A 15,358-nucleotide genomic window follows, 5' to 3' on the forward strand; every position below is an offset into this window, starting at 1 on the left:
ATAAGCCTGCAAAGCGGGCTCTCTTCCCATTCTCGGCGTAACCAGACGCTTCCAGCTTCCAGCCGCGAAGCGGCGCTCTTCCAGCTTCAAGCTCACAGGAGGTGCCCATGACCGCCCCTATTCCCGCGAATGTTCACTACCATCGCAAGGCCCGTGAGCTGGAGCTCGGCTATGCCGATGGCCAGAGTTACCGGCTCGCCATCGAGTACCTGAGGGTCTTCTCACCCTCCGCCGAGGTACGCGGCCATGGCAAGGGCCAGGAGACCCTGCAGACGGGCAAGCAGTTCGTCGGCCTCAAGGACATCACGCCTGCCGGTCGCTACGCCCTCAAGCTGCACTTCGATGATGGCCACGACAGTGGCCTCTTCAGCTGGGACTACCTGTGGTGGCTGATCAACCACCGCGAGGCCAACTGGGCCGACTATCTCCAGCGTCTGGAGGCGGCCGGCGCCAGCCGCGAGCCACTGGGCATAGAAATCAAGCAGCTGTAACCCGCGTCAAGACAATCGCCGCTGCGGGAGGCTACAATGGCGCCCATCCGAGGCCTTGACCTCTCCCATGCAGCGATTCGGGAGCCCCATCGCATGAGCGCCAACTCCAGCTCCAGGGACCAGCAGACCACCGATTTCGGCTACCAGGAAGTGCCTCTCGACGAGAAGGCCTCCCGGGTCGCCGATGTGTTTCACTCCGTGGCGGCTCGCTACGACGTCATGAACGACCTGATGTCGTTCGGCATCCACCGCCTCTGGAAGCGCCTGACCATCGAGCGTGCCGGCGTGCGCCCGGGGCACAGTGTGCTCGACATCGCCGGCGGCACCGGCGATCTGACGCTGAAGTTCTCGCGCACGGTGGGGCCTCGCGGACGTGTCGTCCTGGCCGATATCAACGAGTCGATGCTGCGCGTCGGCCGCGACAAGCTGCTCGACCACGGCGTGGGCGGCAATGTCGAGTATGTCCAGGCCAATGCCGAATGCCTGCCCTTTCCGGACAATACCTTCGACTGCATCACCATCGCCTTCGGCCTGCGCAACGTGACCGACAAGGATGCCGCCCTGCGCTCGATGACCCGGGTACTCAAGCCGGGCGGCCGACTGCTGGTGCTGGAGTTCTCCAAGCCGCGCAACCCCCTGCTGACCCGTGCCTACGACGAGTACTCCTTCCGTCTGCTGCCGAGAATCGGGCAGGTGGTGGCCAGCGATGCCGACAGCTACCGCTACCTGGCCGAGTCGATCCGCATGCATCCCGATCAGGAGACACTCAAGTCGATGATGGAGGCGGCCGGCCTCGAGCGGGTGGAGTACACCAACATGACCGGGGGCATCGTGGCCCTGCACCGCGGCATAAAGCTCTGAGGTGGGCATGGCCGTGACCCCGACCCTGCTGCTCGCCGCCGCCGAGAGAACCCTGAACGCCCTGCTGGCCCGTGACCCGGCGGCGCCCTCACGTCTCGCCCGCCTCGCGGGCCAGCGCCTGCTGTTGCGTCTCGAGAACCCCGAGCTGGCACTCGCCATCCACTTCCATCCCGGTGGCCTCGACCTGCTGCGCGCCGAAGGCGGCGCCGAGGAGGACCATGATGCCGTGGTCGAGCTTGACGCCGAGAGCCTCGGTGCCCTGCTTGGCGGCGCCTCCATGGAACGTCTGATGTTCCAGGGACGTCTGGCGGTGCGTGGCCGCATCCCGCTGCTGGAAGCTACCCGCGACCTGTTGCTGGACCTCGACCTGGACTGGGAAGGAGAGCTGGCCCGCTGGCTCGGGGATATCCCGGCCCACAGCCTGGCCGAGGGTCTGCGCCGCCTGGGCCGCTTCGGGCTGCGCTCCCGCGACGAGTTCTATGCCGACCTCTCGGAGTACCTGGTCGAGGAGGCGCGCCTGCTGCCGGGCCGCCCTCAGCTCGAGGTGCTGCGCGACCACCTTACCGAGCTCGAGGTAGCCTCCGACCGCCTCGAGGCACGCCTGGCCCGCCTGCACCGGCGCCTGGCGGACAGGGTGACGGCATGATCCTGCTGCGTCTGCTGCGCATCCTGTGGGTGATCACCCGCTACCGTCTCGACACCCTGCTGCCCTTCGAGCGTCTTCCCTGGCCGCTGCGGACCCTGTTCAGGCTTTCGCCGCTGCGACTGGTCCCCATCGGTGAGCGCTCACGCGGGGAGCGCCTGCGCCTGGCCCTCGAGTCGCTGGGTCCCATCTTCATCAAGTTCGGCCAGGTACTCTCCACCCGCCGCGACCTGTTGCCCGAGGACGTGGCCGACGAGCTCAAGCGGCTACAGGACCAGGTCCCCCCCTTCCCCGGCCAACAGGCCCGAGAGGTGGTGGAAGCGGAGCTTGGGCTATCGGTGACCGAGGCCTTCGCCCGGTTCGACACCGAGCCGCTGGCCTCGGCCTCGATCGCCCAGGTACACGGTGCCCGGCTGCACGGCGGCGAGGAGGTCGTCGTCAAGATCATCCGCCCCGGCATCGAACGGGTGATGCGCCAGGACATGGCCCTGCTCTACCGTTTCGCGCGACTGCTGAGCCTCGTGCCCGAGGCGCGACGCCTGCGTCCGGTAGAGGTGGTGCGCGACTACGAGACCACCCTGTTCGACGAGCTCGACCTGCACAAGGAGGCCGCCAACACCTCCCAGCTCAAGCGCAATTTCAAGGACTCCCCACTGCTCTATGTGCCCGCCATTCACTGGGAGCTGACCCGCCAACGGGTGATGGTTCAGGAGCGTATCTATGGCGTGCCGGTCGCCGATATCGACGCACTCGAGGCCCAGGGCACCGACCTCAGGAAGCTTGCCGAGCGCGGCGTGGAGATCTTCTTCACCCAGGTGTTTCGTGACAACTTCTTCCACGCCGACATGCATCCGGGGAATATCTTCGTCTCCCGCAAGCACCCCCACGACCCCCAGTACATCGCGATCGACTGCGGCATCGTCGGCAGCCTGACCCGCGAGGATCAGGACTACCTCGCCCGCAACCTGCTGGCCTTCTTCCATCAGGACTACTACGAGGTAGCGGCGCTGCATATCGAATCGGGCTGGGTCGGCGAGCACACCCGCGCCAACGAGTTTGCCGCGGCGATTCGCACCGTGTGTGAGCCGATCCTCGAGAAACCGCTCAAGGACATCTCCTTCGGCCAGGTGCTTCTGGGCCTGTTCCAGACCGCCCGTCGCTTCGACATGGAGGTACAGCCCCAGCTGGTCCTGCTGCAGAAGACCCTGCTCAATATCGAAGGCCTGGGGCGTCAGCTCTATCCCGAGCTGGACCTGTGGCAGACCGCCAAGCCCTATCTGGAGCGCTGGATGCAGGAGCGCGCCGGGGTAAAGGGGCTATGGGCCTCTCTCAAGCGTCACGCCCCCGAGCTCAGCCACCAGTTGCCCGAGCTGCCAACCCTGGCCCACCAGGCGCTGGCTCAGGCCGAGCTGGAAAATCGTCAGCGCCGGCGCCAGGGCGAGGCCCTGGGGGGCATCCAATATCAGCTGGAACGCCAGGGGAGGCGTCATCGCCGATTGCGACTGGGCCTGCTGCTGGTGGCGCTGGCCATGGCCTGGCAGCCTCTGGTCGAATGGGCCGATGGCCAACCCTGGCCGGCGCTGGTCGCCACTGCCATCGGGCTGGTACTGCTGGCCTGGTACTGACCCCGTTTCACGCCCCCCTTTTTTCACGGAGACGTCATCGATGAGCGATATTCTTGAGCGGCTTCAGGTTGTCCTGGATCAACGTCGCGAGGCCAATCCAGCAGACTCCTACGTCGCTGCCTTGCATCACAAGGGCTTGAACAAGATACTCGAGAAGGTCGGCGAAGAGGCTACCGAGACCCTGCTTGCGGCAAAGGACGCTGAGGACGGCGGTGACGCCGAACGTCAGGCATTGATCGCCGAAACCGCCGACCTGTGGTTTCATAGCCTGGTGATGCTGTCGCATCTCGGGCTCGAGCATGGTGCACTACTCGACGAACTGGCTCGTCGCTTCGGCATCTCCGGCCACGACGAGAAGGCCGCACGCGAGCCATAACCCGCTGGACACGACATCACTGGCCGTTCCGGGTGAGCCGGAACCCCCAACAAGAGGAAGCACTAATGTTAGGTGGCATCAGTATCTGGCAGCTGCTGATCGTACTCGGCATCATCATTCTGATCTTCGGCACCAAGAAGCTGCGCAACGTCGGCACCGATCTGGGTGGCGCCGTGAAAGGCTTCAAGAAGGCGATGAGCGAGGAAGAGAAGGGCGAGCAGGACGAGAAGAGCGGCGCCGAGAGCGAAGCACAGGCCCGCGTCGACCACAAGGAAGCGCCCAACACCTACGACGTTCAGGCCGAGCGAAAGCCCGAGGAACAAGAAGAGCGCAAATAAACCGCCATGTTCGATATCGGCTTTCTCGAACTCCTGCTGCTCGGCGTGGTAGGCCTGCTGGTGCTGGGACCGGAGCGGCTGCCCAAGGCGGCGCGCACCCTGGGCTTATGGATCGGCAAGATCAAGCGAACCGTTTCCGGCATGCAGCGCGAGATCAGCGCCCAGCTGGAGGCGGAGGAGCTGCGCCAGAAGCTCGACGAGCAGCAGAAGAAGCTGGACGACAGCGTCTCCCGGGTGAAACACGGCGTCGAGGGCCTCGCCAAGTCCGAGGATAGGACCCACGATGCCGTGAAGCCGCCTCAGCAGGCGCCCGCATCATCCCCGGAACAGCGCCTGGATGATGCCCTGGCACGCGCCCGCGAGGGTGCCGCCGACGCTGACGCCGCTCCCCAGCCCTCCTCCGTCGACAAGGACGCCCCACAACGATGAGCAACCCCGGTGACGGCCCGGAACAGCACCAGGCCCCGCTGATCGAGCACCTGATCGAGCTGCGCTCGCGTCTGTTGCGCGCGGTGGTGGCGGTGCTGGTGATCTTCCTCGGCCTCTACGCCTTCGCCAACGACATCTACCTCTTCGTGGCCCAGCCGCTGATGGCGCTGCTGCCGGAAGGATCACAGATGATCGCGACCGAAGTCGCCTCGCCCTTCCTGGCCCCCTTCAAGTTGACCCTGGTGGCGGCCGTGTTTATCGCCGTGCCCTATGTCCTGCATCAGGCATGGGCCTTCGTGGCCCCGGGCCTCTACGACAACGAGAAGGCCCTGGCCATCCCGATCCTGGCCTCCAGCGTGCTGCTGTTCTACGCCGGCGCGGCATTCGCCTATTACGCGGTCTTTCCGCTGCTGTTCGAGTTCTTCACCCAGACCGGGCCGGAGAACGTGACGGTGATGACCGATATCAATGCCTACCTCAACTTCGTTCTGAAGTTGTTCTTCGCCTTTGGCATGGCCTTCGAGATCCCCATCGCCACCTTCCTGCTGATCGCCTCGGGCGCCACCACGGTGGAGAGCCTGTCGAAGAAGCGTCCCTATGTGGTGCTTGGCTGCTTCGTGGTCGGCATGCTGCTCACCCCACCGGATGTGATCTCCCAGAGCCTGCTGGCGATCCCCATGTATCTGCTCTACGAGGTGGGGCTGCTGTTCGGCCGCCTGGCCCGACGCAAGAAGGAGCGGCGCGAGGTGGAGGACGACTCGTAAGCTGGAAGCTGGTCCGCAGCCTAGAACAGATCGCCCCCATGGCAACGCCATGGGGGCGATTTATCTTCCAGCTTCCAGGCGCGAAGCGCCGCTCTACAAGCTTACGGCTCCCGGCACGCCGGGTCAGAGATCCATCAGCTCGTCGACCCTGTCGACCAGCTTGAAGATGCCGGTGGCGGCCTCGCTGATGCGGGTGGCGAGCATATAGGCCGGTGTGGTGACCACCCGGTGCTCGAAGTCGACCACGATATCCTCGACGCCGCAGCTGCGGTGCAGGCCCCCCATGGCGCTGATGGCACCCGACACCCCGGGATCCTGACCGATGGTGACGGCGATGCCTGTACCGAGCAGCTTGGGCACCATCACCGGGCTGATGCACATCAGCCCGATGGGCTTGCGCGCCTCATGGAAGCCCTGCAGCGTCTCCTTGAGCTCATCGAGTACCCGCATCTCGGCGCCATCCAGGGCGAAGCTGGAAAGATTCTTGGCGGCACCGAAACCTCCGGGCAGAATCACCGCATCGAACTCGTCGGCGTCCAGTTCGTCCAGCGCCTGGATATCACCCCGCGCCAGGCGAGCCGACTCACTGAGCACATTGCGCGTCTCGCCTTCCACCTCCTCACCGCTTCGATGATCGATGACGTGATGCTGGGCAATATCCGGGGCAAAGCAGCGATAGCCCAGACCCAGCTGGTCGAGCCGCAGCAGCGTCAGGGTGGTCTCGTAGATCTCGGCGCCATCATGGACACCACAGCCCGAGAGGATCACCGCCACCTGTTTGCTCATGCCTATCTCCTTGCAGAAGTCGCCTGCCAACGAGCGACAGGACCAATAATCGAATATGACACTCTAGAGCCATCCCTCGGGTGCGACAAGGCAAGCCTTTCGGCACCAGGCCACACTGATATACTCATGGGCCGTCCATTCCCATCCAAGTCATCAAAGAGCGCCGGACTTCCGTCGGTGGCGCCAGAGCCGGAGAGACGATCTTGAGCTTCACGACCCCACGCCACTTTCCCGCCACTCGCATGCGCCGCATGCGCCGCGATGCCTTCTCGCGCCGTCTGATGAGCGAGAATGTGCTGACGCCGGCCGACCTGATCTGGCCGGTCTTCGTCCTGGAGGGCGAGGGCCAGCGCGAACCGGTACCCTCCATGCCGGGTGTCGAGCGACTCTCGGTGGACCTGCTGATCGAGGAGGCCCGCGAAGCACTCGAGCTGGGCATTCCCGCCCTGGCCCTGTTCCCGGTCGTGGATGCCTCGCTGAAGAGCGAACTGGCCGAGGCGTCCTATAGTCCCGACGGCCTGGTGCAACGCAGCGTGCGGGCCCTCAAGGAGGCTCTCCCCGAGCTGGGCATCATCACCGATGTGGCCCTGGACCCCTACACCAGCCACGGCCAGGATGGCATCCTCGACGAGCAGGGCTATGTGCAGAATGACCGCACCGTGGAGACGCTGCTCAGGCAGGCGCTCTCCCACGCCGAGGCCGGTGCCGACGTGGTGGCACCCTCGGACATGATGGATGGCCGCATCGGCGAGATTCGTCAGGTGCTCGAGCAGGAACAGCGGGTCAATACCCGCATCATGGCCTACAGCGCCAAGTATGCCTCGCGCTACTACGGCCCCTTCCGCGATGCGGTGGGCTCCGCCGCCAACCTGGGCAAGGCCGACAAGAGCACCTACCAGATGGACCCGGCCAATGGCGACGAGGCACTGCATGAGGTGGCCATGGACCTGAGCGAGGGTGCCGACATGGTGATGATAAAGCCCGGCATGCCCTACCTCGACGTGGTGCGTCGGGTGAAGGATGAGCTGAAGGTACCCACCTATGCCTATCAGGTCAGCGGCGAGTACGCCATGCATATGGCGGCCTTCGAGAACGGCTGGCTGGATGCCGATAGCGTGATCCTCGAATCCCTGCTGTGCTTCAAGCGCGCCGGCGCCGACGGCGTGCTGACCTACTTCGCCAAGCGGGCCGCACGACTGCTCACCGAGCAGTAGCGGCGTCAGGCGTCGGCCTCCGGGCAACCCCCCCCCGGCCGACGCCGATGACCTGCCGACTCGCGCTACACCGCGATCTGCCCGCCATCCTGCCTCTGAATCACCACGGTAGACGCCCGGGGCCGCACACTACCCTGGGCCTGCTCGGTGGCATCCTCCGAGGCCGGCCAGTTGCCTGGATGCTGGATATTGATAAACAGCGCCGTCCTGTCCGGGGTGGCGAAGATCCCGGTGACCTCGCAGCCATTGGGTCCCACCGCGAAGCGCTTGAGGTGCTGCTGGTTATCGGCAGTCATCACGGCCTGCTCGCCGCCCGTCCCCAGGGCCCCCGGCACCACCGCCAGCAGCTGATCATTGGTATGCTCGGCGACCCCGGCGTAGCCGTTATCGGTCTGGATCCACAGGATCCCCTGCCCATCACCACGGTCGTCGTACCAGAGGCCATCGGGGCTGGCGAACTGATTCATCTCGGTCAGCCCCGAGAGATTGTCGCTATCGGCGGCTGCCGCCCCGAAGACGAACACTTCCCATGCGAAGCGAGTCACTCCATCGCCCTCCCGCCAGCGGATGATATGTCCCGCACCGTTGTCGGGTCGCGGGTTGGCGGGGTTGGTCGGGGCGGTGGCAAACCCCACACCGGGCTCCTCGACCGCACCGCCGCCATTGGTGAAGGTCGCCTCGCTCCCCTCCCCGGTGCGCTGGCTGTTGTTGGTCAGGGTGATATAGACCTCGCCGGAGGCGGGGTCCACGCTGGCCCACTCGGGACGATCCATGGGCGTGGCCCCCATCAGATCGGCGGCGTCGCAGGTGTTGATGATGATGCCTGCCAGATCGTCGGCGGCCAGCCCCAGGGCCTGGTGGAGGCGGCGGCCGTCAACGGTCTGCGCCTCCGGGGTCAATGGCAACCACTCTCCTCGACCGTTGGCATCGAAGCGCGCGGCATACAGCACGCCGTGGTCCAGGTACTTGGCCCCGATGGTCAGCCGGTCGTAGGCCTCGCCTGGGCGGTTGGCATCGGCCGGTTCCCAGGCGGCGGCGGAGACGAACTTGTAGATATACTCGTTGCGTGCGTCATGGCCGGAGTAGAAGACCACCGGCTTGCCGGGCTCAAGCTTGCCGAGCCAGCAGCCCTCGTGGCGGAAGCGGCCAAGGGCGGTGCGCTTCACGGCGCGACGAGAGCCGTCGTAGGGATCGATCTCCACCTGATAGCCGAAGGTTCGCGCCTCGTTGCGATAGTCATCGCGAGCATCGGCGCCCCGCGGGGTGATATCGAAGCGGGCAAACTCGTCGTTCTGCTCGGAGGAGTCACCCGCCGAGGTCTCCCAACCATAGCGGGAGCGCTGTGTAGGGATTCCAATGCGAGCATCGTCCCGAAAGCGCTCGCCGGTATTGACGAAGATATTCGGCCAGTTCTCCTCGCAGGCCAGGTAGGTGCCCCAGGGCGTGAAGCCGTTGCCGCAATTGTTGTTGGTGCCGCGGGCAAGCCTGCCCTCCGGCGAGAAGCGCGTGCGCACATAGTCGCTGCCGGCGACCGGTCCGGCGAGTTCCATCACGGAAGCACTGGTAAGCCGACGGTTATAGGGAGAACCAGGCACATGGTGCCAGTGGCCATCGGCGGACGCCTCTACCTCCACCAGGGTCACCCCGTGGGCATTGATCTCGGTGCGCGACTCCTCGGCGGGGCGGACACCCTCCTCGGCATTGGTCGGGCCTCCCTCAGGCGCCCACAGCGCCTGCTGGTCGATATACTCGTTATTCAGCGCCAGCACGAAGCGCCGGGAGGCCGTCGACTCATCCAGCGCAAAGCCATGCATGCCATCATGGTGCATGCCCACGCTGGTGGCCTGACGCTCCGCGGTCATGGGCAGATCGTCATGCCACTCCTGGGTCTCTTCAGCGAGCGATGTGCCCCAGGGCACCAGCACCTGGGCAGTATAGCCCGGCGGCACCACCACGGCGTCGGTGCGCGAGCCGCGTACCGATTCGAAGGCCAGGGCCAGTGGCGTCTTCTGGTCGACACTCGAAGCCAGCACCCGAGCGGCCCCACCGAAACCCAGCATCGAGGCGGCCGCCAGCCCCAGGCCGCCACGCATCACGCTGCGCCGCGTGACATGACGCTCGAGAACGGAGGCGAAGGGCTCGTTGCCGCTGGGGTTCAGGACGCGGTGATCCTCGATTTCCTTGCTCATGCTGCTTTCCTCGTCGGATGGGGGAAGCGTCAGGCGCCTCCAGGGAACGAGGTCAGGCTAGGCGAACGGGGTGACAGTACGATGAACCGCCGATAGAGAGGTGACATCTTGGCCGCCTGACAGGCGGGCATGCTAGAGCTACCCCTTGCGGAAGGCAGCGAGGTCGTGGGGATCGAACCCCTCGACGCGCTCGGGCAGGCCCCGCTCTTCTCGGGCCTGACGCACCCTCATGCGCTCGGCAACGGCTTCGCCATCATCATCCAGGGTGCGACCGTTGAGGTCGGCGAGCTGCAGCATGCCTTGGTGGTAAAACGCGAGCAGATCCAGGGCGGTATCATTGCCCTCCTTGGAGGCACGCCGCAGCCCCGGCAGATAGCCGCTGACCCGAGCGAGGTGATGCTTGAGCTGCCACGCATAGCGCACTTCCGCCATCCAGGGGCGCTCACGCACCACGGCAAATACTAGGCTGGTCGATACCAGACCCAGCACCACCCCCAGCACATTGAGCCAGAAGCCGCCGTCGAAGGCGGCCTGCAGCAACTGGGAAAACAGCAGCCCGAAGACGACCAGCTGGGCCGCCATGGCCAGGCTGATCAGGCGCCCCTTGCGGCGGTAGGTTTCGGGGTCGTGCTCCTCGAAGTGAAACGACATGCTGGACTCCTGGTTGGCGAATCGGTGATGGCCGGCATTATCCCGTCATCGTTATCGGTGGTACAGCGTAAGCCGTCACCCATATCGCTCGGGGCCGATCCGGGGAAAGGCCCGCGAGGAGACGCTCTCAACGCAACCGCTCGGCGGCGGAGAGCAGCAGATGCTCGGTGGTCTCCCAACCGATGCAGGCGTCGGTGACCGACACCCCGTGGCGCAAGCGCCCCGGCTCCAGCGCCTGCTTACCCTCGTGAAGATGGCTCTCCAGCATCACTCCAGTGATCGCCGTCTCGCCGGCCTGGCGCTGTGCCAGCACGTCGAGCAGCACCTCGCTCTGGCGGCGATGATCCTTGCGTGCGTTGGCGTGGCTGCAGTCCACCATCAGCCGCGGGGAGAGACCACCCTCCTCCAGGGCGCGACGAGCCGCCTGAACATGATGTGCCTGATAGTTGGGTTCGCCGTGACCGCCGCGCAGCACCAACTGGGTGTAAGGATTGCCCTCGGTATCGCGGATCACCGGCCGCCCCTCGCTATCCATGCCGAAATGGCTATGGGGATGAGCCGCGGCACGCATGGCATCCAGGGCTACACCGATATCACCGCCGGTGGCATTCTTGAAGCCCACCACCGCCGCGAGTCCACTGGCCAGCTCACGGTGCAGCTGGGATTCGGTGGTACGGGCGCCGATCGCCACCCAGGAGAGCAGATCCTCCAGATAGGGCGCCAGCATCGGCTGCAGAAGTTCGGTGGCCACCGGCAGGCCCAGTGCCGAAACATCGCGCATCAGCCGGCGCGAGACCTCGAGGCCGCGGGCCATGTCCCCCGTGCCGTCGAGGCCAGGATCATAGGCCAACCCCTTCCACCCCACGGTAGTACGCGGCTTCTCGACATAGACCCGCATGACAAGCAGCAGGCGGTCTTCCACTCGTGCCGATAATTCTGCCAGCCGCTGGGCATACTCCAGGGCCGCCCGGGGGTCGTGGATGGAGCAGGGGCCGACCACCACCAGCAGGCGATCATCGTGGCCGGCAAGAATATTGTGCACGGACTGGCGCTGGCTCTCGACGCGACGCTTCAGGTCAGCGGAGAGCGGTAGCTCACGGCACAGGTCGCCGGGCGTGGGCAGCACTCGAGCGGGATGGGCGGCGGGGCGCAGGGAATCGTTCAGGGGGGCGGCGGCAAGAGTAGCATTCATGACGTCATCAACTCCGGGTAGCGGTCATACATCGTGTTTGTCGGATGCCACCGATTTCGCTACGGTCGGATGTGGCGGAGTGAGCCGACCGCAGCTCGCTAAATCGCCAGTAGCCGTAATAGCCCACGCAGCATAGGGTCTGGCGGATGGCGATGGATGCGTTCATGATTCTCTCCTCGATATCTACTGTGCTGTCGGGCGACGTGGCCGTGATGGTTTCGGGCACCCAGGAACGCAGAACCCCCGGGCGGGGCTGCCGTCCGGGGGTTCTGGTGGAGGCGGCCCTGGGGGGGTGTGCCTCCGGCGATGTCGTCTCTTGCGCGTTCAGGACATGGCCGCCGGCACACCGGTCATAAAGTAGCCATACCAGAAACCGCTTGTGGCCGCGCACAGCGATCCCACACGCTCGCTGGCGGCGTGATGGTGAAAGCGGTGAGTGGCGGATGCGGTCATGGGTCTCTCCTGTGCAGTCGCTTTATCGTGCCGCATCGCGGCAGGGCTGACAAGGCCCATCACACCAAAGGCCAAATGGTTCAGCTGGCGAACAACTGGTACCAGCCGATGGTGGCCGGCAGACAGCTCATGGCCACCAGCACTATCAGGCCCATGATGATGGACAGCAGGCCGCTGTTGTCGCTGAAGTTCTCGTCATGTCCCGCCATGTGTCGCTCCTTCGATTGCGTCAGGATATTGGGTCAGGGTAAGGCACTATTCTAGCGAAGATGACGACCACCGGCACGGCGCCGATGGTCGCACTCTGCTGATCCATGTGCAGGCTCAGCGCAGATGGCGACCGCCGTCCACCGGCAGGGTAGCGCCGGTGACATAGCGGTTGTCGAGCAGGTAGCGCAGGGTCTGATAGATGACCCCGGGGCCAGGCACCTTCTGCATCACCGACTTGGCGCGCGCCTTCTCGGCATAGGCCTCGTCGTCGTCCTCACCCAGCATGATCAGCGCCGGGGCGATGGCGTTGACCTGAATATCGGGGGCGTACATGGCGGCGAACGACAGGGTCAGATTATCGAGCCCCGCCTTGCTGGCGGCGTAGGCGGCGTGCTTCCGGGAGCCCTTCTGCACCACGTAATCGGTCATATGTACGATATCGCGCTGGGGCTCGCTGCACGCCTCGAGCAACCCGCGGGCGTGCAGGTTGATCAGATAGGGGGCCAGCATATGCACCCGGAACAGCCGCTCGAAGGTCGCCCCCGCCTCCTCCCCGCAGGAGTCGGGCGCCCAGTCGCTGGCGTTATGCACGATGGCACGCAGCGACGCTGTCTCGCGCTTGAGCCGCGCAAGGAAGTCGAGGATACCCGCCTCGCTGGAGAAGTCGGCCTGCAGGGTGACGATGCCTCGCTCGCGCAGCGCCTCGAGCTCGGGGCGCTCGCGACGATAGCTGATGATCACCGGATGGCCGTCGTTGATCAGCTGTTCGGCGCAGTGGCGACCCAGCCGCTGGGCGCCACCGGTGATCAGTATCGGTGAGGCACTCATGCACCGGCCTCACGCCGCAGGCTGCCCGCGGTGGGCACGATGGGGTCGCGGGGCGCATAGGCGAACACGTCGGAGAACACCCGCGAGGGCGACAGGCCCAGCGAGGCCAGCACATCGACGCAGGCGTAGACCATGCCCGGTGAGCCGGAGAGGTAGACATCATGGCCCGAGACATCCTCGAGCCCATTGGCCAGCGCCTGGTCGATGCGGCCGTGATGCCCCACTACTCGCTCGCCGGACCAGGGCAGCGCCGGGGTCACCTCGGTGACCGGATGGAAGTGAAAGTGGCGATGCGCCTCGGCCCATTCTCGGGGCAGGCTCTCCAGATAGAGATCACGCTCCTCGCGCGCCGCCCACCACAGGGCGATCTCGCGTTCGGGGTCGGCGGCCAGCGCCCCCTCGACCAGCGCCTTCATCTGGGCAAAGCCGGTACCGGCGGCGATCAGGAGTAACGGCCGCCGACTGTCGGGGTCGAGCACGCAGTCACCGCCAGGCAGGCGCAGGGTCAGGCGGTTGGCCACCTTGACCATCTCGCGCAGCCGCACGGAGTTATCACGCTCCGGCCAGTGCTGGATATGCAGCTCGATCTCGCCGTCGCCACGCCAGGCATTGGCAATGGAGAACGGCACCCAGATCTCCTCGGCGAGCTTGAGCTCCAGGTATTGGCCAGGGTCGTGGGCGGCCGCCTCGGCGCGTCCGTCGAGCCGGACGCGAAATACGTCCTGGCTGAGGTCCTCGACCTCGGTGACCGGGCAGGTCAGGATCCTTGGCGTCATGAAATCCTCGTACGCATGTCAGGGGGTCTTGTTGTCGGGGGAGCGTGTATCAGGAAGCTAAATGCCCAGCTCGTTCCAGCGCTCGCTGACGCGGGCCTTGACGGCCTCGTCCATGACGATGGGCTCGCCCCACTCTCGGTCGGTTTCGCCGGGCCACTTGTTGGTGGCATCCAGGCCCATCTTGGAGCCCAGGCCCGAGACGGGCGAGGCGAAGTCCAGATAGTCGATGGGAGTGTTCTCCACCATCACGGTATCGCGGGCCGGGTCCATGCGCGTGGTGATGGCCCAGATCACATCTTTCCAGTCGCGGGCATCGATGTCGTCATCGAGCACCACCACGAACTTGGTGTACATGAACTGGCGCAGGAAGCTCCAGACCCCCATCATCACCCGCTTGGCATGACCGGGATACTGCTTCTTCATGGTCACGACGGCCATGCGATAGGAGCAGCCCTCCGGTGGCAGATAGAAGTCGACGATCTCGGGGAACTGTCGACGCAGGATCGGCACGAACACCTCGTTCAGCGCCAGGCCCAGGATCGCCGGCTCATCGGGGGGACGTCCGGTATAGGTGGAGTGATAGATGGCATTCTCGCGCATGGTCATGCGCGTCACCGTGAATACCGGGAAGCTGTCGACCTCGTTGTAGTAACCGGTATGGTCGCCATAGGGGCCTTCCGGCGCCATGTCATCGGGGTAGATGAAGCCCTCGAGGATGATCTCCGCCGAGGCCGGCACCTCCAGGTCGACATGGCCACACTTGACCAGCTCGGTGCGCGAGCCGCGCAGCAGCCCCGCGAAGGCGTATTCGGAGAGCGAGTCGGGCACCGGGGTCACCGCACCCAGGATGGTGGCCGGGTCGGCCCCCAGCGCCACCGCCACCGGGAAGGGCTCGCCGGGGTGTGCCTGCTGAAACTCCTGAAAGTCCAGCGCCCCACCGCGATGGGAGAGCCAGCGCATGATCAGCCGGTTCCTGCCGAGCTTCTGCTGCCGATAGATGCCCAGGTTCTGGCGCTTCTTGTGGGGCCCCCGAGTGATCACCAGCGGCCAGGTGACCAGTGGTGCGGCATCACCGGGCCAGCAGTGCTGAATCGGCAGACGGTCAAGATCGACCTCATCCCCCTCGTAGACCAGCGCCTGCACCGGAGCCGAGCGCACGCTCTTGGGCCCCATGCTCATCACCTGCTTGAAGATCGGCAGCTTGTCCCAGGCATCACGAAAGCCCTTGGGAGGCTCCGGCTCCTTGAGGAAGGCGAGCAGCTCGCCTACCTCACGCAGGGCGGCAACCGACTCCTGGCCCATGCCCAGGGCCACTCGGCGCGGCGTACCGAAGAGGTTGCCCAGCAGCGGCATATCATGGCCCTTGACGTTCTCGAACAGCAGGGCCGGCCCCCCCGCGCGCAGGGTGCGATCGCAGATCTCGGTGATCTCGAGGTAGGGGTCCACCTCGGCGCTGATGCGCCTGAGCTCTCCCTGAGCCTCCAGGGCAGCGATAAACTCGCGCAGATCCTTGTACTTCATTCGGACTTCCC

18 protein-coding genes are annotated in these 15,358 nt (G+C 65.4%); 9 read left to right on the plus strand and 9 right to left on the minus strand.

The features are described 5' to 3' along the window. Positions 1–107: 107 nt before the first annotated feature. The 8 genes from GRB80_RS13240 (at position 108) to tatC (ending at position 5,527) form a co-directional block, all read left to right on the plus strand. Positions 108–491 (plus strand): gamma-butyrobetaine hydroxylase family protein, encoded by a 384-nt coding sequence (locus GRB80_RS13240; protein ID WP_132042793.1) that lies wholly within the window; start codon positions 108–110, stop codon positions 489–491. 93 nt (positions 492–584) lie between these two features. Further along, a complete protein-coding gene (gene ubiE, locus GRB80_RS13245; RefSeq protein ID WP_161423879.1) occupies positions 585–1,352 on the plus strand; it encodes a bifunctional demethylmenaquinone methyltransferase/2-methoxy-6-polyprenyl-1,4-benzoquinol methylase UbiE in 768 nt (255 codons plus the stop codon). 7 nt (positions 1,353–1,359) lie between these two features. Further along, the gene (locus GRB80_RS13250) at positions 1,360–1,998 is read left to right on the plus strand and encodes a ubiquinone biosynthesis accessory factor UbiJ (RefSeq protein ID WP_161423880.1); all 639 of its coding nucleotides are present in this window, start codon (positions 1,360–1,362) and stop codon (positions 1,996–1,998) included. Beyond that, a complete protein-coding gene (ubiB, locus tag GRB80_RS13255) occupies positions 1,998–3,620 on the plus strand; it encodes a ubiquinone biosynthesis regulatory protein kinase UbiB (protein WP_161424353.1) in 1,623 nt (540 codons plus the stop codon). Before GRB80_RS13250 ends, ubiB begins: the two co-directional genes overlap by 1 nt. Positions 3,621–3,660: 40 nt before the next feature. After that, complete coding sequence (locus GRB80_RS13260) at positions 3,661–3,996, plus strand: phosphoribosyl-ATP diphosphatase (RefSeq protein WP_132042797.1); 336 nt, start codon at positions 3,661–3,663, stop codon at positions 3,994–3,996. A gap of 65 nt (positions 3,997–4,061) precedes the next feature. Beyond that, positions 4,062–4,334 (plus strand): Sec-independent protein translocase subunit TatA, encoded by a 273-nt coding sequence (gene tatA / locus GRB80_RS13265; protein ID WP_132042799.1) that lies wholly within the window; start codon positions 4,062–4,064, stop codon positions 4,332–4,334. A gap of 6 nt (positions 4,335–4,340) precedes the next feature. Then, on the plus strand, positions 4,341–4,763 hold the full coding sequence (gene tatB, locus GRB80_RS13270) for a Sec-independent protein translocase protein TatB (RefSeq protein ID WP_161423881.1): 423 nt from the start codon (positions 4,341–4,343) through the stop codon (positions 4,761–4,763). Continuing rightward, a complete protein-coding gene (gene tatC, locus GRB80_RS13275; protein WP_132042803.1) occupies positions 4,760–5,527 on the plus strand; it encodes a twin-arginine translocase subunit TatC in 768 nt (255 codons plus the stop codon). The genes tatB and tatC overlap by 4 nt, the downstream gene beginning before the upstream one ends. A gap of 123 nt (positions 5,528–5,650) precedes the next feature. Here the strand turns inward: tatC and elbB are convergent, their stop codons facing one another. Further along, the gene (elbB, locus tag GRB80_RS13280; RefSeq protein ID WP_132042805.1) at positions 5,651–6,313 is read right to left on the minus strand and encodes an isoprenoid biosynthesis glyoxalase ElbB; all 663 of its coding nucleotides are present in this window, start codon (positions 6,311–6,313) and stop codon (positions 5,651–5,653) included. 203 nt (positions 6,314–6,516) lie between these two features. Between elbB and hemB the strand changes: the two genes are divergently transcribed. After that, entirely contained in the window at positions 6,517–7,527 is a 1,011-nt protein-coding gene (gene hemB, locus GRB80_RS13285; protein ID WP_132042807.1) for a porphobilinogen synthase, read from the plus strand. Positions 7,528–7,592: 65 nt separating this feature from the next. Here hemB and GRB80_RS13290 read toward each other — a convergent pair whose 3' ends face one another. The 8 genes from GRB80_RS13290 to ubiD form a co-directional block, all read right to left on the minus strand. Next, on the minus strand, positions 7,593–9,716 hold the full coding sequence (locus tag GRB80_RS13290; RefSeq protein ID WP_132042809.1) for a PhoX family protein: 2,124 nt from the start codon (positions 9,714–9,716) through the stop codon (positions 7,593–7,595). Between the two features lie 138 nt (positions 9,717–9,854). Next, a complete protein-coding gene (locus GRB80_RS13295) occupies positions 9,855–10,367 on the minus strand; it encodes a DUF3087 family protein (RefSeq protein WP_132042811.1) in 513 nt (170 codons plus the stop codon). Between the two features lie 127 nt (positions 10,368–10,494). Further along, positions 10,495–11,559 (minus strand): 3-deoxy-7-phosphoheptulonate synthase, encoded by a 1,065-nt coding sequence (locus GRB80_RS13300; protein ID WP_161423882.1) that lies wholly within the window; start codon positions 11,557–11,559, stop codon positions 10,495–10,497. Between the two features lie 324 nt (positions 11,560–11,883). Continuing rightward, positions 11,884–12,012 (minus strand): hypothetical protein, encoded by a 129-nt coding sequence (locus GRB80_RS16480; protein WP_272922911.1) that lies wholly within the window; start codon positions 12,010–12,012, stop codon positions 11,884–11,886. An 80-nt stretch (positions 12,013–12,092) separates the two neighbouring features. After that, positions 12,093–12,221, minus strand: coding sequence for a hypothetical protein (locus GRB80_RS16485; protein ID WP_272922912.1), 129 nt, complete (start codon positions 12,219–12,221; stop codon positions 12,093–12,095). 115 nt (positions 12,222–12,336) lie between these two features. Next, positions 12,337–13,050: a dihydromonapterin reductase gene (gene folM, locus GRB80_RS13305; RefSeq protein WP_161423883.1), complete on the minus strand. Its 714-nt coding sequence runs from the start codon at positions 13,048–13,050 to the stop codon at positions 12,337–12,339. Next, positions 13,047–13,826 (minus strand): NAD(P)H-flavin reductase, encoded by a 780-nt coding sequence (locus tag GRB80_RS13310; protein WP_161423884.1) that lies wholly within the window; start codon positions 13,824–13,826, stop codon positions 13,047–13,049. Before GRB80_RS13310 ends, folM begins: the two co-directional genes overlap by 4 nt. 57 nt (positions 13,827–13,883) lie before the next feature. Further along, positions 13,884–15,347, minus strand: a complete 1,464-nt coding sequence (gene ubiD, locus GRB80_RS13315) for a 4-hydroxy-3-polyprenylbenzoate decarboxylase (RefSeq protein ID WP_132042819.1) — start codon at positions 15,345–15,347, stop codon at positions 13,884–13,886. Between the last annotated feature and the right edge of the window lie 11 nt (positions 15,348–15,358).

The sequence above is a fragment of the Halomonas icarae genome (genome assembly GCF_009901955.1).
GTDB lineage: Bacteria > Pseudomonadota > Gammaproteobacteria > Pseudomonadales > Halomonadaceae > Halomonas > Halomonas icarae.

Excerpts from the sequence above, each read along its gene's own strand:
- GRB80_RS13240 (WP_132042793.1), top strand. The coding sequence starts at position 108 with ATGACCGCCCCTATTCCCGCGAATGTTCACTACCATCGCAAGGCCCGT.
- ubiE (WP_161423879.1), top strand. The coding sequence starts at position 585 with ATGAGCGCCAACTCCAGCTCCAGGGACCAGCAGACCACCGATTTCGGC.
- GRB80_RS13250 (WP_161423880.1), top strand. The coding sequence starts at position 1,360 with ATGGCCGTGACCCCGACCCTGCTGCTCGCCGCCGCCGAGAGAACCCTG.
- GRB80_RS13260 (WP_132042797.1), top strand. The coding sequence starts at position 3,661 with ATGAGCGATATTCTTGAGCGGCTTCAGGTTGTCCTGGATCAACGTCGC.
- tatA (WP_132042799.1), top strand. The coding sequence starts at position 4,062 with ATGTTAGGTGGCATCAGTATCTGGCAGCTGCTGATCGTACTCGGCATC.
- tatB (WP_161423881.1), top strand. The coding sequence starts at position 4,341 with ATGTTCGATATCGGCTTTCTCGAACTCCTGCTGCTCGGCGTGGTAGGC.
- tatC (WP_132042803.1), top strand. The coding sequence starts at position 4,760 with ATGAGCAACCCCGGTGACGGCCCGGAACAGCACCAGGCCCCGCTGATC.
- elbB (WP_132042805.1), bottom strand. The coding sequence starts at position 6,313 with ATGAGCAAACAGGTGGCGGTGATCCTCTCGGGCTGTGGTGTCCATGAT.
- GRB80_RS13290 (WP_132042809.1), bottom strand. The coding sequence starts at position 9,716 with ATGAGCAAGGAAATCGAGGATCACCGCGTCCTGAACCCCAGCGGCAAC.
- GRB80_RS13295 (WP_132042811.1), bottom strand. The coding sequence starts at position 10,367 with ATGTCGTTTCACTTCGAGGAGCACGACCCCGAAACCTACCGCCGCAAG.
- GRB80_RS13300 (WP_161423882.1), bottom strand. The coding sequence starts at position 11,559 with ATGAATGCTACTCTTGCCGCCGCCCCCCTGAACGATTCCCTGCGCCCC.
- GRB80_RS16480 (WP_272922911.1), bottom strand. The coding sequence starts at position 12,012 with ATGACCGCATCCGCCACTCACCGCTTTCACCATCACGCCGCCAGCGAG.
- GRB80_RS16485 (WP_272922912.1), bottom strand. The coding sequence starts at position 12,221 with ATGGCGGGACATGACGAGAACTTCAGCGACAACAGCGGCCTGCTGTCC.
- folM (WP_161423883.1), bottom strand. The coding sequence starts at position 13,050 with ATGAGTGCCTCACCGATACTGATCACCGGTGGCGCCCAGCGGCTGGGT.
- GRB80_RS13310 (WP_161423884.1), bottom strand. The coding sequence starts at position 13,826 with ATGACGCCAAGGATCCTGACCTGCCCGGTCACCGAGGTCGAGGACCTC.
- ubiD (WP_132042819.1), bottom strand. The coding sequence starts at position 15,347 with ATGAAGTACAAGGATCTGCGCGAGTTTATCGCTGCCCTGGAGGCTCAG.